Origin of the sequence: Nostoc sp. (assembly GCF_036917815.1) — a bacterium.
GTDB lineage: Bacteria > Cyanobacteriota > Cyanobacteriia > Cyanobacteriales > Nostocaceae > Nostoc.
Genome location: NZ_JBALEK010000074.1, coordinates 20468 through 37212, shown reverse-complemented (window position 1 = coordinate 37212; position 16745 = coordinate 20468). Strand labels below are relative to the sequence as shown.

The following is a 16745-nucleotide window of genomic DNA, read 5'->3' as shown; positions in this document are numbered from 1 at the left end:
CAACTTTTTCAGTATCTAAGTTTCAAAGCTGGGAACAGCAAACGTCAAGGTAAGATTTGTACCACTGTGGCAACCCCTGTTCATTGTTGAAATTTTTAGTTGTAGAAACAAAAGGACGAACTTATGGCAAATTCAACTTTTAACCTTTCGGATCTCAACGGCACTAACGGCTTTGCCATCAACGGCATCAATGCATTTGAGGAATCAGGCTTTCCTCTGAGCAGTGCGGGAGACATCAACGGCGACGGCATCGACGACCTGATTATTGCGGAATCTTTTGCCAACGGCTCTCCTTTAAACCATAGCTACGTGGTGTTTGGCAGCAAGGGTGGTTTTGGTGCTAGTCTCAACCTCTCCACTCTCAACGGCACTAACGGCTTTACCATCAACAGCATCAATCCATATGACCGTTCAGGCTATTCTGTCAGCAGTGCGGGAGACATCAATGACGACGGTATCGACGACCTGATTGTCGGGGCAATTAATGCCTCCCCCAACGGCAACCCCCAATCAGGACAGAGCTACGTGTTATTTGGCAGCAAGGGAGGTTTTGATGCCCAATTCAACCTCTCCACCCTCAACGGCACTAATGGCTTTGCCATCAACGGCATCAATGCAGATGACGAATCAGGCTGGTCTGTCAGCAGTGCGGGAGACATCAACGGCGACGGCATCGACGACCTGATTATCGGGACACCTTTTGCCGACCCCAACGGCGCCTTCTCTGGGCAGAGCTACGTGGTATTTGGCAGCAAGGGAGGTTTTGATGCCCAATTCAACCTCTCCACCCTCAACGGCACTAATGGCTTTGCCATCAACGGCATCAATACACGAGACGATTCAGGCAATTCTGTCAGCAGTGCGGGAGACATCAACGGTGACGGCATCGACGACCTGATTATCGGGGCACCAGGTGCCTCCCCCAACGGCTCCGACGAATCAGGGCAGAGCTACGTGGTGTTTGGCAGCAAGGGGGGTTTTGATGCCCAACTCAACCTCTCCACCCTCAACGGCACTAATGGCTTTGCCATCAACGGCATCAATGCATTTGACCAATCAGGCTGGTCTGTTAGCAGTGCGGGAGACATCAACGGCGACGGCATCGACGACCTGATTATCGGGGCACCAGATGCCTCCCTCAACGGCCACTACTCAGGGCAAAACTACGTGGTGTTTGGTAGCAAGGGGGGTTTTGATGCCCAACTCAACCTCTCCACACTCAACGGCACTAATGGCTTTGCCATCAACGGCATCAATGCAGGTGACGGTTCAGGCGGTAGTGTAAGCAGTGCAGGAGACATCAACGGCGACGGCATCGACGACCTGATTATCGGGGCATATTCTGCCTCTCCCAACGGCGCCCACTCAGGGCAGAGCTACGTGGTATTTGGCAGCAAGGGGGGTTTTGGTGCTAGTCTCAACCTCTCTACCCTCAACGGCACTAATGGCTTTGCCATCAACGGCATCAATAGATATGACTTCTCAGGCGGTTCTGTCAGCAGTGCGGGAGATATCAACGGTGACGGCATCGACGACCTGATTATCGGGGCATTTGGTGCCGACCCCAACGGCGAGCATTCAGGGCAGAGCTACGTGCTGTTTGGGGGAAAGAATATAGGCATTGGCAGCACCATTAGCCTAACAGGAACTCCTGGCAGAGATACCCTTATAGGCACAGCCAGCAAAAACATCATCTACGGGTTAGCTGGTAATGATACCCTCACAGGCAACGGTGGTCAAGATAAATTCATCTTCGGAATAGGCGATGGCAATGACACCATCACCGACTTTGGCGGTGTTGGTATTGGCTCAAACCCATCAGCAGCAGTAATTGCCAACGTTGATACACTGGAATTTACAGGTTTTTTCTTCACTGCTGACAATCTGCTCCTAACTCAAAATGGCAACAACTTAGAAGTCACCTTTGGAGATATAACTAACACCAAAGTCACTCTCCAAAATTTCAAATTAGAAAACCTGGATAATCTGCCAGCAACTTCTTCAAGACCTGCAATTGGCAATATTTTGTTTGATGGGCAAACCAGCATCACCGACAGCTTTGATGTCATTAATGCCAACTCTACTCAAACTAGTATTTTCAACAAAAACACTGTCACCTTCCTCAATGACTTAAACAATCACATCAAAGGTTTTGATAACTCCAATGATGTGATTAATGGTCAAGGGGGTAATGACATAATTAATGGCTTGAGTGGCAATGACCTTTTAAGAGGCGGTACTGGCAATGATACCCTAATCGGTGGTGCGGGTAATGATATTCTGGTTGGCGGTGCGGGTGCTGACAGATTCCTTTACAATACCAATGCGGCTTTTAACAGTTGTGCTGTTGGTGTAGATACCATTAGTGATTTTAACACTTCCCAAGGTGACAAGATTGTACTGGATAAAACGACCTTTGGTGCAATTACCTCTGTTGCGGGAACAGGTTTTAGTAACAAGAGTGATTTTCAAGTAACTAATCAAGCTGGGACTAGCACAGCGAAAATTGTCTACGATTCTGTGAGTGGGCAGTTGTTCTACAACGAAAATGGCTGTACGGCGGGTTTTGGCAGTGGTGGTCTATTTGCGACTTTAACTGGTGCGCCAACTCTGACGGCATCTGATTTTGTGTTGCAAGCGTAGTTTGCTTGGAACACCATTTAATCCCATTTCAGACAAACCCTGATGTTTTAGTTAAACTCGCCTGGGTTTGTTCCCTTATTCTGGGCGACAAATATTTCATGATTTCTGCATCGTTCTAGAGGCGATACAAGTAATCAAAGTCCTTGAGAGAGAAATGCCTTAGTCGCAGTCTTGCAGTTTTTATCTCAGGCATGCTATCAGAGTAGCAGTCCAAATGCTACTTTAAACAAGCGTATTTTTTTGCAAACATTAATATAATGCTCTTACTATGAGCATCTACCAATCTCTCAAAAAATCTTATACGGAACATCGTCAGAGTGAAAACGACTGGCGGTTGTTTTTGCGTTTAGTGCCTTATGCCCGTCGTAACGGACGGCTCTTGGGGCTGTCGATGTGCCTACTCATACCGATCGCACTAGCTAACGCCTTACAACCTCTGTTGATTGGCCAAGCTATCTCCCTAATTCGCCATGAACCAAGCGCTTACGAATTTTTCAGGAATCGCCCCTTGTCCCAAGGGCTAAATATCCTAGAGGGATTATTGGTAATTGCCATCGCTATCCAATTGAGCTTGACAAGTTTACAAGGTTATATAGTCCAAAAGCTAGGGCAACAAATCACCGCCGCAATTCGCCAAGACTTATTTCACCATGTGACATCTCTAGCAGTGCGCTTTTTTGACCGCACGCCCGTAGGTAAATTAATTACCAGAATCACCAGCGATGTAGAAGTGTTAGGCGATGTCTTTTCTACTGGGGCAATTGGCATTATATCCGATTTGTTTTTGATGCTGGTGACTTTGGGTGTAATGTTTTCCATGCAGTGGCAACTTGCTTGCTTGCTGCTATTGATCCTATTACCAGTTAGCTGGATAATTGTTTACATTCAGAAACAGTATCGCAAAGCCAATTACAAAGGGCGAGAAGAACTTTCTATCCTGAATTCACAGCTACAAGAAAATGTCCTTGGTATTAACGTTGTGCAGTTGTTCCGGCGGGAAAGATTTAATGCCGAATTGTTTCGTGCCACGAACAGCCGCTACACACAGCAAATGGATAAAACCATCTTTTATGATTCATTTGTTTCAGCAACCTTGGAATGGATTGGACTGATTGCGATCGCAGGTGTTTTGTTGATCGGTGGTTGGTTGCTATTAGAAAAAAACTTGACTTTTGGGAATTTATCTGCATTTGTCTTGTATGCCCAACGATTATTTGACCCTTTAAGGGCTTTTGCAGAAAAATTTACGACAATTCAAGCTGCTTTCACAGCCATTGAACGCGTCGGGGATATATTAGATGAACCGATAGAAATCCGCGATCGCGCCAATTTGCGCTTCTCAATATTTGATGCTAAATTCGGCTACATAGACGAGATCGTGGCAAATCTAGAATCCCCAGACCTCACTTCCCCGCCAGAATTGGGAGAGATTCGCTTTGATCACGTCTGGTTTGCTTACAAAAATGATGATTATGTAATTAAAGACTTAGATTTTACCATTCATCCTGGTGAAAAAATTGCATTAGTCGGCCCCACAGGTGCGGGTAAAACCTCCATTATTCGCCTTTTGTGCCGCCTTTACGAACCCACCGAAGGACGCATTCTCATCGATGGTATCGATATTCGAGAAGTACCACAGGCAGAACTGCGGCGCTACATGGCAGTAATTTTACAAGAAGGCTTTTTGTTTGCTGGTGATGTTAAAAGCAACATTTCTTTAGGAGATGGCTATACCATTGAACAGATTCAACAAGCAGCAGAACAAACCAACATTGCCCAGTTTATAGAAGAACTACCCCAAGGGTATGATACTCAACTTCGAGAACGGGGTACAAATATTTCTAGTGGTCAAAAGCAACTTTTAGCCTTTGCGCGGGCTGCCATTCGCAATCCCCAAATTTTGGTACTAGATGAAGCTACCGCTAGTTTAGATGTTGGCACAGAAGCTTTAGTTCAAGAGGCATTAAACCAGCTTTTACTCAGACGTACCGCCATTATTATCGCTCACCGCTTGTCTACAATTCGCAATGTAGACCGGATTTTTGTTCTCAAGCGGGGCGAATTAATCGAACAAGGAAGTCACGATCAACTACTGCGACAGGGAGGGCTTTATGCTACTTTACATAACTTGCAGATGTTGGGAACTTAAGATATTTTCAGAATAACCTGATTGAAATATCAATACCTCGCGTCCGAGTAGTAATAGAACCCAATAGAATTAGCAGGATCTTCATGACAACAATTTCACAAGCGCTTCAGTTCGCAGTTCAACTTATAGAAACCCAGTCCAATCACCCAGAAGCACTCCTCGGTTTAGGAATCATAGCACAACAGTCAGGACAATATCAAATAGCTGAAAGATTGCTAAATTCTGTACTTCAGGTTGAACCGGAATCAGTTAAAGCATGGTTTAGTTTGGGAAATTTGTATCAAGCTCAGGGTAATTTAACAGAAGCAGTCAAATGTTACCAAAGAGCTTTAGCTGCACGACCAGACCTAGTAGTGTGCTACCACAACCTTGCATACATATTCCATCAGCAAGGGCAATTGGATGAAGCAATTTCCTCCTATAAAAAAGCTCTTGAACTTAGACCCGACTTTATTGAAGCCGAAGTTAATTTAGCTAATACACTTTATGCCAAAGGAGAACTTCCTCAAGAAAAAAAGGCTCATTATGCTCTGCTAAATAAAGACCTAGGGCTATCCCATCAACAAAAAGGAAACCCCAAAGCAGCTATAGCTTATTATCGTCAAGCAATTCTCCTGAAAACAGATTTAGTAGATGCGATTTATAGCTTACAAGAATTATTAAGTCTAGAGTTTCAGGATGCAGTATCGCTCAATCCTGAAAAAACTATCCGTGGTAACGTGCTGCTCTCATATGTCAATGGGCCGTTTCTACTTCAACCAGATGATCCAATCTTTAATGTACCTTTTCATCAATGTCATTGGGAATCATTACAGATAGCAAAAATCTGGTTAGAACTTGGCTATGCTGTTGATGTCATTAGCTACCAAAATCATAGCTTCATACCTCAGAAAAATTATGATTTTTTAATTGACATACGTTGGAATATCCAAAGATTGACACCGATTATTAATCAGGATTGTATAAAAATATTCCACATTGACGTTGCCCATAATCTCTTTAACAGTTGTGCAGAGTTGAACCGACTACTGGCATTACAAAAGCGAAGAGGAGTAACTTTGCATCCACGCAGATTTGAAATGCCTAACTTGGCAATTGAATATGCGAATTGTGCTGTAATGATCGGAAATGATTGGACAAAAAGTACCTTTAACTACATCAATAAACCTATCTACCACATTCCTAACTCATCAATGCAGCTTTTTCCTTTTCCAGAGGAGAAAGACTTTGAACATTGCCGTAAAAACTTCCTATGGCTAGGTAGTTTTGGACTTGTTCACAAAGGCTTGGACCTAGTGTTGGAAGCCTTCGCTGAAATGCCAGATTATCATTTGACAATTTGCGGTCCAATCAAGCGAGAGCCAGATTTTGAGAAGGCATTTTATCAAGAACTTTATCAAACTCCAAACATCCAAACTATTGGATGGATTGATATTAGCAGTCCTGAGTTTCAGAATATTCTCAACAGTTGTATAGGGGCTGTTTATGCTTCGTGTTCCGAGGGACAATCGGGTTCTGTTATCACTTACTTACACGCGGGTTTAATTCCCATAATTAGCCGTGAATGTGGTATGAATATAGAGGATTTTGGGGTGTGTTTGAACAATTGCTCCATTGAAGAGATTAAGGCTTCCGTACAATGGGTCGCTAACCAGCCTGCTCAAACACTGAAGCAAATGGCACGAAAAGGCTGGGAATATGCAAGAGCTAATCACACCAGAGAGAAGTTTACAGAAGAATATCGGAGTGTTGTAGAACAAATTATCAGCACATATCAGAAATAGCTCAAAACTCCCCGCTTCTTGTTCTGACCGTAAAAGGACTTTCTCTTTGCTTTTAAATTGGTCTGATGACGGGGGTTAGGGATTTAGGTTTTTCATCGGCTTTTCTAAACAACGTGAAAAGTCAGACCATAAAAAAAATCCCCACCCAGACAAATGCCTAAGTGGGTAATATGAGGGGGAACTAAATAATCTTCCCAAAAGAAGTAAGGGAATTATTTGCTCTCTGTAAAATCAGCGTCAATCACATCGTCGCCGTTAGTAGAGCTAGACGTGGAACTACTGCTATCTTGAGGTTCACCACCAGGTGCAGCACCGCCACCGGCTTGTTGATAGATGTTACTACCAACAGCGAATAGCGCTTGTTGCAATTCTGGGGTGAGCTTCTTGATTTGCTCATCGTCTTCTTTTGCAACTGCTTCCCGCAGTTCTTTCACCAAACCTTCAACTTTGGTCTTGTCAGCATCGGGAACTTTATCGCCCAATTCTTGTAACTGCTTTTCAGCTTGGTATGCCAAAGAATCGGCTTGGTTCTTGCGTTCAATCCTCTCACGCCGCTCTTTGTCAGATGAAGCGTTTTGTTCAGCTTCTCTCACCATCCGGTCAACGTCATTTTTATCCAGGGTGGAAGCGCCGGTTATGCTGATGGACTGTTCTTTACCAGTGCCTTTATCCTTAGCAGTGACGTTAAGGATACCGTTAGCGTCAATATCGAAAACCACTTCAATTTGAGGAACGCCGCGTGGTGCAGGAGGAATACCATCTAGGCGGAAGGTCCCCAAACTCTTGTTATCGTTAGAAAATTCGCGTTCACCTTGAAGAACATGAATTTCTACGTTGGTTTGACCATCCACAGCAGTGGAGAAAACTTCCGATTTTTTGGTGGGAATTGTGGTGTTCCGGGGGATAATTTTGGTCATCACGCCGCCCAATGTTTCCACACCCAAAGATAGCGGTGTCACATCTAACAGCAAGATGCCAGTTACATCACCAGCCAGTACGCCAGCTTGAATAGCTGCACCAACTGCTACGACTTCATCAGGGTTGACGCTTTGGTTGGGGTCTTTACCCAATACCTGCTTCACAATCTGATGGACTGCGGGAATGCGGGTAGAACCACCAACTAACACCACTTCATCAATATCGCTCTTGCTTAACTTCGCATCCCGGAGGGCGTTTTCTACAGGAATACGACAACGGTCGATTAAGTCAGAGCAAAGTTCTTCAAACTGAGCGCGAGTCAGAGTTGTATCCAGGTGCTTGGGGCCATCCTGGGTAGCGGTGATAAATGGTAGGTTGATTTCTGCTTGGGTGACGCTAGAAAGCTCAATTTTGGCTTTTTCTGCGGCTTCAGTCAGACGTTGTAAGGCTTGTTTGTCTTTCCGCAGGTCAATACCTTCGGCTTTTTTGAACTTCTCAGCTAAGAAGTCAACTATTTTTTTATCGAAGTCGTCACCGCCTAGGTGGGTATCACCAGATGTGGCTAGTACTTCAAAAACCCCATCTCCTACTTCCAGCACGGATACGTCGAAGGTACCACCACCAAGGTCAAATACCAGAATGGTTTCGTTACTCTTCTTGTCAAACCCATAAGCTAGGGAAGCAGCAGTTGGCTCGTTGATAATCCGCAGAACTTCAATGCCGGCAATTTTACCAGCGTCTTTTGTCGCTTGCCGTTGAGAGTCGTTGAAGTATGCGGGAACGGTGATTACAGCTTGGGTAACGGTTTCACCCAGGTATTTGCTAGCGTCTTCAACTAGTTTGCGAAGAACTTTTGCCGAAATTTCTTCAGGAGCAAACGGTTTACCAACGATTGGACAATCTAATTTGACATTGCCGTTGCTGCTGAGGACTTTGTAAGAAACTTCCGTAGCTTCGTTACTCACTTCGTCGTAGCGGCGTCCGATAAAGCGTTTGACTGAGTAAAACGTATTTTCGGGGTTCATCACCGCTTGGCGTTTGGCGATTTGGCCAACCAAGTTGTCGCCATTTTTCGCAAATGCAACTACTGATGGCGTTGTCCGAAAACCTTCAGCATTAGCAATTACTGTCGGTTTACCACCTTCCATCACTGCAACGCAGGAGTTCGTTGTTCCTAAGTCAATTCCAACTACTTTTGCCATTTTAGGTGCTGGCTCCGTATAACTACAAATGAATGAATGAGAATATAAAGCACTAAATTTTGAACCAACAGGGTCAATAAATCAGCCAGTTCAGCATGAATACCTTTGATTTGGCTTTCCTGGGGTTAAAACTCCAGATTATGCTGATATATATACTGAACCTTAGTGGTAGCCATTCCATGAAGGGTGGTTTCCCGAACCTTGCTTGGGACGGTTAAACTAACTAAATTGTGTTTTTAGTTGGTTCATGGATTAATTTGTCTTCACTCTGTCTAATGTAGAAGAATTAATACTTTCAGCAATTAGGGTGAACCGTAACGTCAGAGTGGTGTTTGCCGTCTTTAGAGGTAATAAACTACAGAAGCAATGAGAATTGGGCACTTGTACTGAGCGTTCGCGTAGCGTCTCCAAGAGTTGCCGTTGGCGCAGCCTAAGAAGAGAAGCAATGAGAATTGGGCACTTGTACTGAGCGTTCGCGTAGCGTCTCCAAGAGTTGCCGTTGGCGCAGCCTAAGAAGAGAAGTATTGGGCATGGGGCACTTGTACTGAACGCAGTCGTTGGCGCAGCCTAAGAAGAGAAGTATGGGGCATTGGATAAAAGATGACTCAGCACTTAGCAGTTTCAGAGCGAAGAAAAAAGAGTTTCCCAGTCAATTACAGGCGGTTTTTGTCCTTGGTTGACTATTTCAAAAACTTTCTTAGAAGTACTTGGCTGAAAAAGGCATTCTACACAAGCGTTTGCTACGTCAATTCGGCTGGTATCACCCGAAAGTGTATCGCCAGTACCGATCACCACACCGTATTTACCCCCTGTTTTTGCCTTGAGGAGGGTGTTGAGGTCGTATGAAGTATAAGGTCCGTCAATGAGGCGTCCTGGGCGGATAATGGTGTAGGGTAATCCTGAATTAATAATGGACTCCTCGCCCTTCTGTTTGGCATCCAATACACCAAAAGCGTTGAGAATACTAAAAGGAAACTGATTTTTACGGAGAATTCCGCAAGAGGAGACGAAAACGAATCGCTGCAAATTCTGGGGTGCTGCTGCCACTAAGTTGCTGACACCTTGGGCATCGACCTTTGCCGGACTATTCTTTGCTTTTGCTTCACTAGATTTGGGGTTAAGGAAAGTGATTCCCCATTCAATCAAGTTCGGGGGGTGGTCAAACTCCCATCGCGCAGAGGGAAAGGCGGTGGTTCCGGTACAATTTATGATGTGGGTGACATCTTGGGTTGCGGCTGGCAGTGTACCTGGCTGGCGGATGTCACCAACGGCAATTTCTACTCTCTGGTTAAACATCTCTTCAGCTTTTGCAGCATTGCGTGTCAATACACGAACTTTCAAGCCCTTCTCTAGCAGTTTGCCTACCACTAGTTGTCCTACTCCACCAGTAGCACCAGCAACTAGTACCAAATCTTCAACTGAAGTTTCAAAAGAAGTCATAAAGTGCCTTTGAGATATCTATTGCTAATCTACTTAAAAAATGTGATGTCTACGACGGGCTACACCTAATCACATCGCCAAACTACAATACGCTTGGGTTAACTAAAGCGCAACCCAACAAAGCCCCGGAAATGTTGGGTTTCGTTCCTCAAACGCCACGTGCTACAAGTCGGCATAGCCGACGCCAGTCGCTCATGGGGGTTTCCCCCAAGACCGCGCTGGCTCCCCAACGCAGTGGCTCCCCAACCTACACAGTTTAAGGTTTTTGGCGCTAACTGAACTGTATTGGGCCAAGCTAGACGCAGATTAAAGATTTTGCTCATGGGTGATCCACAGATCCCTGATTTCTTGAAGAAGTCGGGGATCTTGATTTTTCACGAATGATTCAGGATTGCTATATCAAACTTTGAATATGTTGCGCTACAGCCAGAGTAGTTGGGTTAGTCACCGAATACTATCAGGTTAAGTATTACAACTCCTAACTCATGACTCCTGGTTTGTGTTTATTGCTAACTTCTAAAGGTAGGAAAATCGTCAAAACTTCCCCATAGTGTGGACGTTGGCGGACAATCAGTTTGCCACCGATCGCCTGAAACAAATGCTTGGTTGCGGCGATATTCAAACTAATCGTACCGGTTTCTGGTTGGAACATCAGCAGTTGCCCTAGGGCTTTGCGAATTGGTGGTGTTGCAGGTGTATTGGCTTTATTTGAATCTTTGCACCCGAATTGGGGCGACAATTGTAACTTGAGTTGATCTCCAGCCGGGATAACTTGTACTTGAATATGGCTGCCAGAAGGTAAGCTCCGAGTGAAATTTTCGATTAAACCAGTGAGTACTTGATCCAGCATAATGGGATTGCTTATCACTGTTGGTAGGTGCTGGGGTAAAACAACATTTAAAGTTAAGTTCCGCCGATGCGCTGCTTGTTCCCAACGGGGAATGCTCTGCTGCAACACTTGATCTAAGGACATCGGTGTGAGTTGAGTTTTTGAGGATTTTGCTGAGGCAGTAGTTTCCAGTTCTGCGGCTTTAAACAGCAACTCCATACGATCAATTTGCTCGGTACACTCGTGATCGATAATTTTTAAGCGATTGATCACGCTGGCATCTAAGTCTTGCCGCTTCAGCAGCAGACGAGTCATGGTGCGAATCGTTGTTAAAGGTGTGCGGACTTCATGAGCGAAGGCTTGGAGCAATTCTACATCGGGATTTGAGGATTGGGGAAGGTGGGTCCCCCTCTGGGGATAAGGGGTAATGGGGATTGGGGACTTGTAGTGAGCGTTTGCGAGGTATTGGGCATTTGGGAAAACTCTTCTCCCCTGTTCCCCTGCTTCTTCGCCAGTCCCTAGTGAAGAGTCTCTAGTCTCTTCTGGTTCTGTTAATTCCTGAAGCAGCAATTGGCTAAACTCATTGATGATGCGGTAGTCTGGTGCTACCGGGGAATACCGATCTACTAATGTGTCCAGGCGAGCAAAAAATTCTGGATTAGCTAGCATTACCCTTGCTCCTAGCGATCGCCAGGCTTGTTGCACTACTTCTGGCTCAAAAGAAAATGAAAACGCTTTTTTACCGTTTTTGTATGCTGTTAAAACCAGCACTAATCTAAATTTATCTGTAAAAACCAAGCAAAACTGTTCTGCGGCTAGTGGATCGGCAGGTAGTAAGGGCAGTACCGATTCGTGGAGAGCGACTCGATCATCTTTTGGTGCGTTGGCGTAGCCCAACTCAGGCATCGCATCTGGCATCTGAAATGGCATCAGCGCCAAAGGATTAAATGGTTTTGCTGTAAAAGTTACTGTTTGTAAGCTTTGAGTTAGTTTTGGCTGACTAAATAAAGGCGCTGGTGCAGCTAAAACTAATCCTTGGGTTGTGTCTTGGGAAGCAGGTGCTAAAGTATTTGATAGCAAATGTTCTGTCGCTGCGAGGCTGACACGCCACTGCCGCTCTGCTTTGGCAGGTGAGCATTCAGCCACACTTGATTGATTTTCAGCCAAGATTTCGCTCAGGCTTGGCAATATCCATTTGTACACAGGTTTTCACCCCTTAATTCAAGAGCGACTAACAGCGTCTAGGGTAGACATTTCACTACTACCTAAGAGGTTATAGCTATTTGTGTACTGATGACAGTGGTAGAACCGAACAATTCAGGCGCAATTTCCCCTATTTAGCGATCGCTATCCGTGAAAATTCCAATTAATACCAATTTAATGTGAAGTTGCACATAATCTTGATTCCCCTAAATCCCCCATAAATTGGGGGACTTTGCTTTGATAGATGTTTTTCCGGTTCCCCCCTTATAAGGCCTTGTCATTACCAACATATTTTAAAGTGAGGTAGGGATGTAATCGAGTCCTAGTTGGATTTAACTTTAGGTGAGTTTTGCAAGTGTGTTGCTCGTTTGGGTGGTTTTCTCGCTCGTAAAAGTGATGGGCTTCCTGGTTGGTAAACTCTATGGCGCGGATGGTGTCGATTAATGGATATGTTCTGGGCTATCGATTTTTCAACCCAGTCTTTGGAAAAATGTTGGTAATGACAAGGCTTATTAAGGCTTGCTCGGGGGGATCGAATTCTATGCTGCTTCATAAAAAATTGGGATAAGGTGTATTTTATCAATCCTTCTATCTAATGAAATTTTCAGAACCAGTTTAGTTGAATAAAAATGCCAAACTAGCTAATAAAAACTAAACTTTTTATTAGTAAATAAGATGCATTTTTACTACTGCTGTAGGTTGATCAAATTATTGCTTGAACAACGCCCAAGCCAAAAATCTCTCGGTATAATATAACGCTAATTGATTGCTCACACCGTTGAAAACAGCATCAAAAGCGTGTTCTGCCCAAGGGATTTCGAGAAAAACGGCAGTGTTGCCAGAGTCATGTAAACGTTCATACATTTGTCTGCCAAATTGCGCTTCTACCAAATTGTCACGACTACCGTAAATTAATAAAGTTGGCGGTAAAGGATGCGTTAGGTAATTTATTGGTGAAGCAATTTGATACTGATTAGGTAATTCTTTTAAAGAACCACCGAGAAATGCTTTTAAAACAGCGCGGCTATCAATGGGATCGGGAATTGGCGGTGTTTTGTATCCTTCTGTTAAGTCAACAGGCCCGTAATAGTTGACTACAGCACGAATGGGTGGCGCATCTGTTTGATAAGCCGCTAACATTGCTAGATGCGCTCCCGCAGAACGTCCTAAGAGTACCATACGTTCTGGATCGGCTTCATAAGCTGCTGCATGTTTGCGAATAAAATTCAAGGCTATACGTACATCATCTAATTGAGATGGAAACTGATATTTAGGTGCGTGTCGATAGTCGATGGCAAATACTGTATATCCATGATTAGCAATATATTGATTAAACTCGGAATTGGCATGAGGATTACCATATTGCCAAGATCCACCATAAATTACTACTACTGCTGGATATTTCCCTACCTCTGGGGGTTGGTAAACTTCCATTTTTAAAGGGAATCCCGCAGGAGAAGCAAAGAGAATATCTTTTTGATGACGTATTTTGCCTAATGGAATACCCCAGAAGAAATTAACTAAATTGAAGGGATCTGTTTGCATCTTAGCGCTGACTTGGATGGGAATTTGCTCTAGATAATTTGCTCCCAATCCTTGTTTCATCGCTTTAGCCATCTGCATTTGAGTTGATGGGATATTCACTAGCATCCATCCACAAATTAGCAATCCGATTAAACTGAAAATGCAAACTAAACGCTGTATTTTACGGCGACGGATGTAGAAGAAAGATAGCAATAAAAAGAGCAAGTTTAATAATAATAACCAAGGACTGACTTCTGGCGCTCCCACTGCTAGGGTGAGTAAAAACATATTTGGAGCCGGAAGAATAATCCAAGAGCTAAGAAATAGATTTGCAAAACTGAGTAATAATGCAAGCCATGATAAAAGTATTTTTGGTTTAGCCAACATAGAGCGGTAATAACGATTCCAAAGAAGTACAATTTATCCGCTAATGCTCAGGTTGGCAATAGTTCTATATTTTGAATGCAGTTAGTAATTTAAAAATAAAAAAACATCCCGGATTTTCATGTGGGATGGGTGTCCGCACCCATCTTCAGGGCGGGCAGGATGCCCACCCCACAAGATGGATAATTTATTCACTTATTGCTGTTGTATCTGCTTTTGTACCCAAAGACGAAAAGCTTTGAGGGTTGTATTTCTGCCTGCTGTTGTACTTTGCTCTAGATATTGGGGAATCGCCTCAATTAGTGGGAATAGAGGAAAATTTAGGCTTTGCTGAGATTCTATATAATGCCCATCTTGGAGAATATTAATTTGGAGCTTCCCTCGATCAAAACGCCAAAGCTCAGGTACTTTTAGCGCTTCATAAATATTAAGATGAGTCCGAGAAGTAATATCAATTTCTAGAGCTAAATCTGGAGGAGTATCCATTGTTAAATCTAGCTGTTTCTTGCCACGAATCTTGGATTCATTTTTTATATAGAAACACTGATCGGGTTCTATGCCTTGAGCCATTGCTTGGTTTTTGAAAGTGGTAGAACCAAGACTGATGAATTCAGTACTTAACTCTTCCAAAAGAGCTTTGACTAAATCGCTAATAATTTCTTTATCATATTCATGTTCTGGCAGTGGTGCCATAATCTCCAGTATTCCTCTGTCATAAGCAATTCGTGCTACCCGGTGTTCCCCTAAATCTTCTAGAATTGTTTCCAATTCTTGCCAGGTTACATCTCGCAGTAGCACTCTTTGTCCTGGTGGAACATGGATGCGCTTTAATTCCAACAACATCATCTCCACTCCCAGTAGCTTTAACCTAAGTTTAGCTTACTCTAATTGAACTGAGGAGGCGACAATTTTTGCTCCTAGATAGAAAAGAAAAGCTTAGTTTGAATAAGAAAAAACCCCTGGAGTTCCCAGAGGTTTTAGTTCCTGATTTAGTTTCTATTTGTGACTACAATTTGTTTTCAGTCATTTCCAGAAATTAAATATGCGTTATCCAGAACTCTTTTAGAGACGTAGCAGTGCTACGTCTCTACATTCTGCGACGCAATTAATTTTTTGCTGGTTGTGAGTTGGGAATCGTCACATCTATTGGTGTCACCTGTGGTGCTAGTTGTGTCAATGGTGGTTGAATGGCGGTTTGATTACCCACCACTAGAGTCACTAGCTTTTCTGGCTTGAGGTATTCTCGTGCTACCCGTTGGACATCGGCGGCTGTGGTGGCGGCGACGGCTTTTTGATAGCGAAAGAGGAAATCAGCCGGATAGCCGTAATATTCGTATCGCATCAACCGTGATAAGGTTTGGCTGGGGTCTTGAAAGTTAAAAACAAAGGAGTTGAGTGTAGACTCTTTGGCAAAAGCGAGTTCTTTTGCAGTCACTCTTTGAGTTTGGATGCGCTTGATTTCAGCTTGTAAAGCTTTGACGAACTGGACGGTAGCATCCGATCGCGTTTGTCCACCTGCAATAAACATTCCCGGATAATCGTAGCGGGGACTCCACTGGCCATAGACAGAGTATGCTAAACCTTGACGCGATCGCACTTCATTAAATAAGCGTCCACCAAATCCATTTAACACTCCATTCAATACATCCAGCGCTGCATAATCGGGACTGTCAAAACGTCCGCCTAAATGCCCCATCAGCACACTACTTTGGGTAAGTTGTGGCTGATTGACAAAAAACACTCCACCTGTATTAGCTGGCGAAACCTTTGGTAATGTAGGTTTTGCAATACCTGGGTTACGGTTCCAGTTGCCAAACTTAGCTTGAATGAGCGATCGCATTTTCTGACTATCAAAATCGCCCACAATCCCTAAAATCATATTATTGGGGTGGAAATATTGCTGATAGAACTTGAGCAAATCTTCACGGGAAACCTGATCTACTGTTGCATACTCGACGGTGCGAGAGTACGGGCTATCTTTCCCATAGATCAATTTCTTAAATTCTCGACTAGCAATCCCATCTGGATTGTCATTGCGACGGGCAATGCCACCCTTAGCTTGAGTTTTCGCCAAGTCTAGCTTTTCTTGAGCAAATACTGGCGATCGCAGCACCTCGGCAAATAGCCCAAATACTGTTTCTAAATCTTCACTGAGTGCGTCAAAGCTAGCACTACCAGAAGCTTCACCAATACTAGCTTCCACAGATGCCGCCCGTTGTTCTAATATCTCGTTGAGTTCATCAGGCGAATGCTGCTTAGTTCCTCCAGTTCGCATCACCACGCCTGTAAAACTCGCCAAACCAACTTTTTCTTGTGGTTCCAAACGATTCCCTGTCCGCACAAATGCCGTACCATTCACCAACGGTAACTCGTGATCCTCCATCAAATAGACAACCAAGCCGTTTTGAAGCACAAACCGTTCATACTTGGGTAACTTGATCTCAGGTAGCGGTGGTAACTGCAACTCTGTGTAATGCTTGGCCTCAGTCGTCGCCGCCAGAGAAAAATTACAAGTTAAAAGTAAACACGTAAAAATAGCAACGAAAGCATAAACAAACCCCTTGCAATTTTGAATTTTCAACCCTATCTGCCTTTTACCCTTCACCTTATACCTCTGCATATCTCTCTCCCTTTGCGCCCTTTGCGGTTCGTTTCTCTTAAGAGGATGT

At 44.0% G+C, this 16745-nt stretch carries 9 protein-coding genes; 3 read left to right on the top strand and 6 right to left on the bottom strand.

The features are described from left to right. The first annotated feature begins 123 nt into the window (after window positions 1-123). From V7K97_RS22940 to V7K97_RS22930, 3 genes are all read left to right on the top strand, one after another. Window positions 124-2643 carry a beta strand repeat-containing protein gene (locus V7K97_RS22940; protein WP_334803294.1) on the top strand — a complete coding sequence of 840 codons (2520 nt, stop codon included), beginning with the start codon at window positions 124-126 and terminating at the stop codon, window positions 2641-2643. Window positions 2644-2911: 268 nt separating this feature from the next. Further along, window positions 2912-4792: an ABC transporter ATP-binding protein gene (locus V7K97_RS22935; RefSeq protein ID WP_334803293.1), complete on the top strand. Its 1881-nt coding sequence runs from the start codon at window positions 2912-2914 to the stop codon at window positions 4790-4792. Window positions 4793-4875: 83 nt separating this feature from the next. Beyond that, window positions 4876-6576, top strand: coding sequence for a tetratricopeptide repeat protein (locus V7K97_RS22930; protein WP_334803292.1), 1701 nt, complete (start codon window positions 4876-4878; stop codon window positions 6574-6576). A gap of 212 nt (window positions 6577-6788) precedes the next feature. Here V7K97_RS22930 and dnaK read toward each other — a convergent pair whose 3' ends face one another. From dnaK to V7K97_RS22900, 6 genes are all read right to left on the bottom strand, one after another. Continuing rightward, window positions 6789-8696 (bottom strand): molecular chaperone DnaK, encoded by a 1908-nt coding sequence (gene dnaK / locus V7K97_RS22925; RefSeq protein ID WP_334803291.1) that lies wholly within the window; start codon window positions 8694-8696, stop codon window positions 6789-6791. Window positions 8697-9317: 621 nt separating this feature from the next. Further along, window positions 9318-10136, bottom strand: a complete 819-nt coding sequence (locus tag V7K97_RS22920; RefSeq protein WP_334803290.1) for an SDR family oxidoreductase — start codon at window positions 10134-10136, stop codon at window positions 9318-9320. Window positions 10137-10614: 478 nt separating this feature from the next. Continuing rightward, the gene (locus V7K97_RS22915; protein WP_334803289.1) at window positions 10615-12168 is read right to left on the bottom strand and encodes a sensor histidine kinase; all 1554 of its coding nucleotides are present in this window, start codon (window positions 12166-12168) and stop codon (window positions 10615-10617) included. 708 nt (window positions 12169-12876) lie between these two features. Further along, entirely contained in the window at window positions 12877-14079 is a 1203-nt protein-coding gene (locus tag V7K97_RS22910; RefSeq protein WP_334803288.1) for an alpha/beta hydrolase, read from the bottom strand. 192 nt (window positions 14080-14271) lie between these two features. Further along, complete coding sequence (locus tag V7K97_RS22905) at window positions 14272-14919, bottom strand: Uma2 family endonuclease (RefSeq protein WP_334803347.1); 648 nt, start codon at window positions 14917-14919, stop codon at window positions 14272-14274. A 262-nt stretch (window positions 14920-15181) separates the two neighbouring features. Then, window positions 15182-16696, bottom strand: a complete 1515-nt coding sequence (locus tag V7K97_RS22900; protein ID WP_334803287.1) for a M16 family metallopeptidase — start codon at window positions 16694-16696, stop codon at window positions 15182-15184. Window positions 16697-16745: the final 49 nt, after the last annotated feature.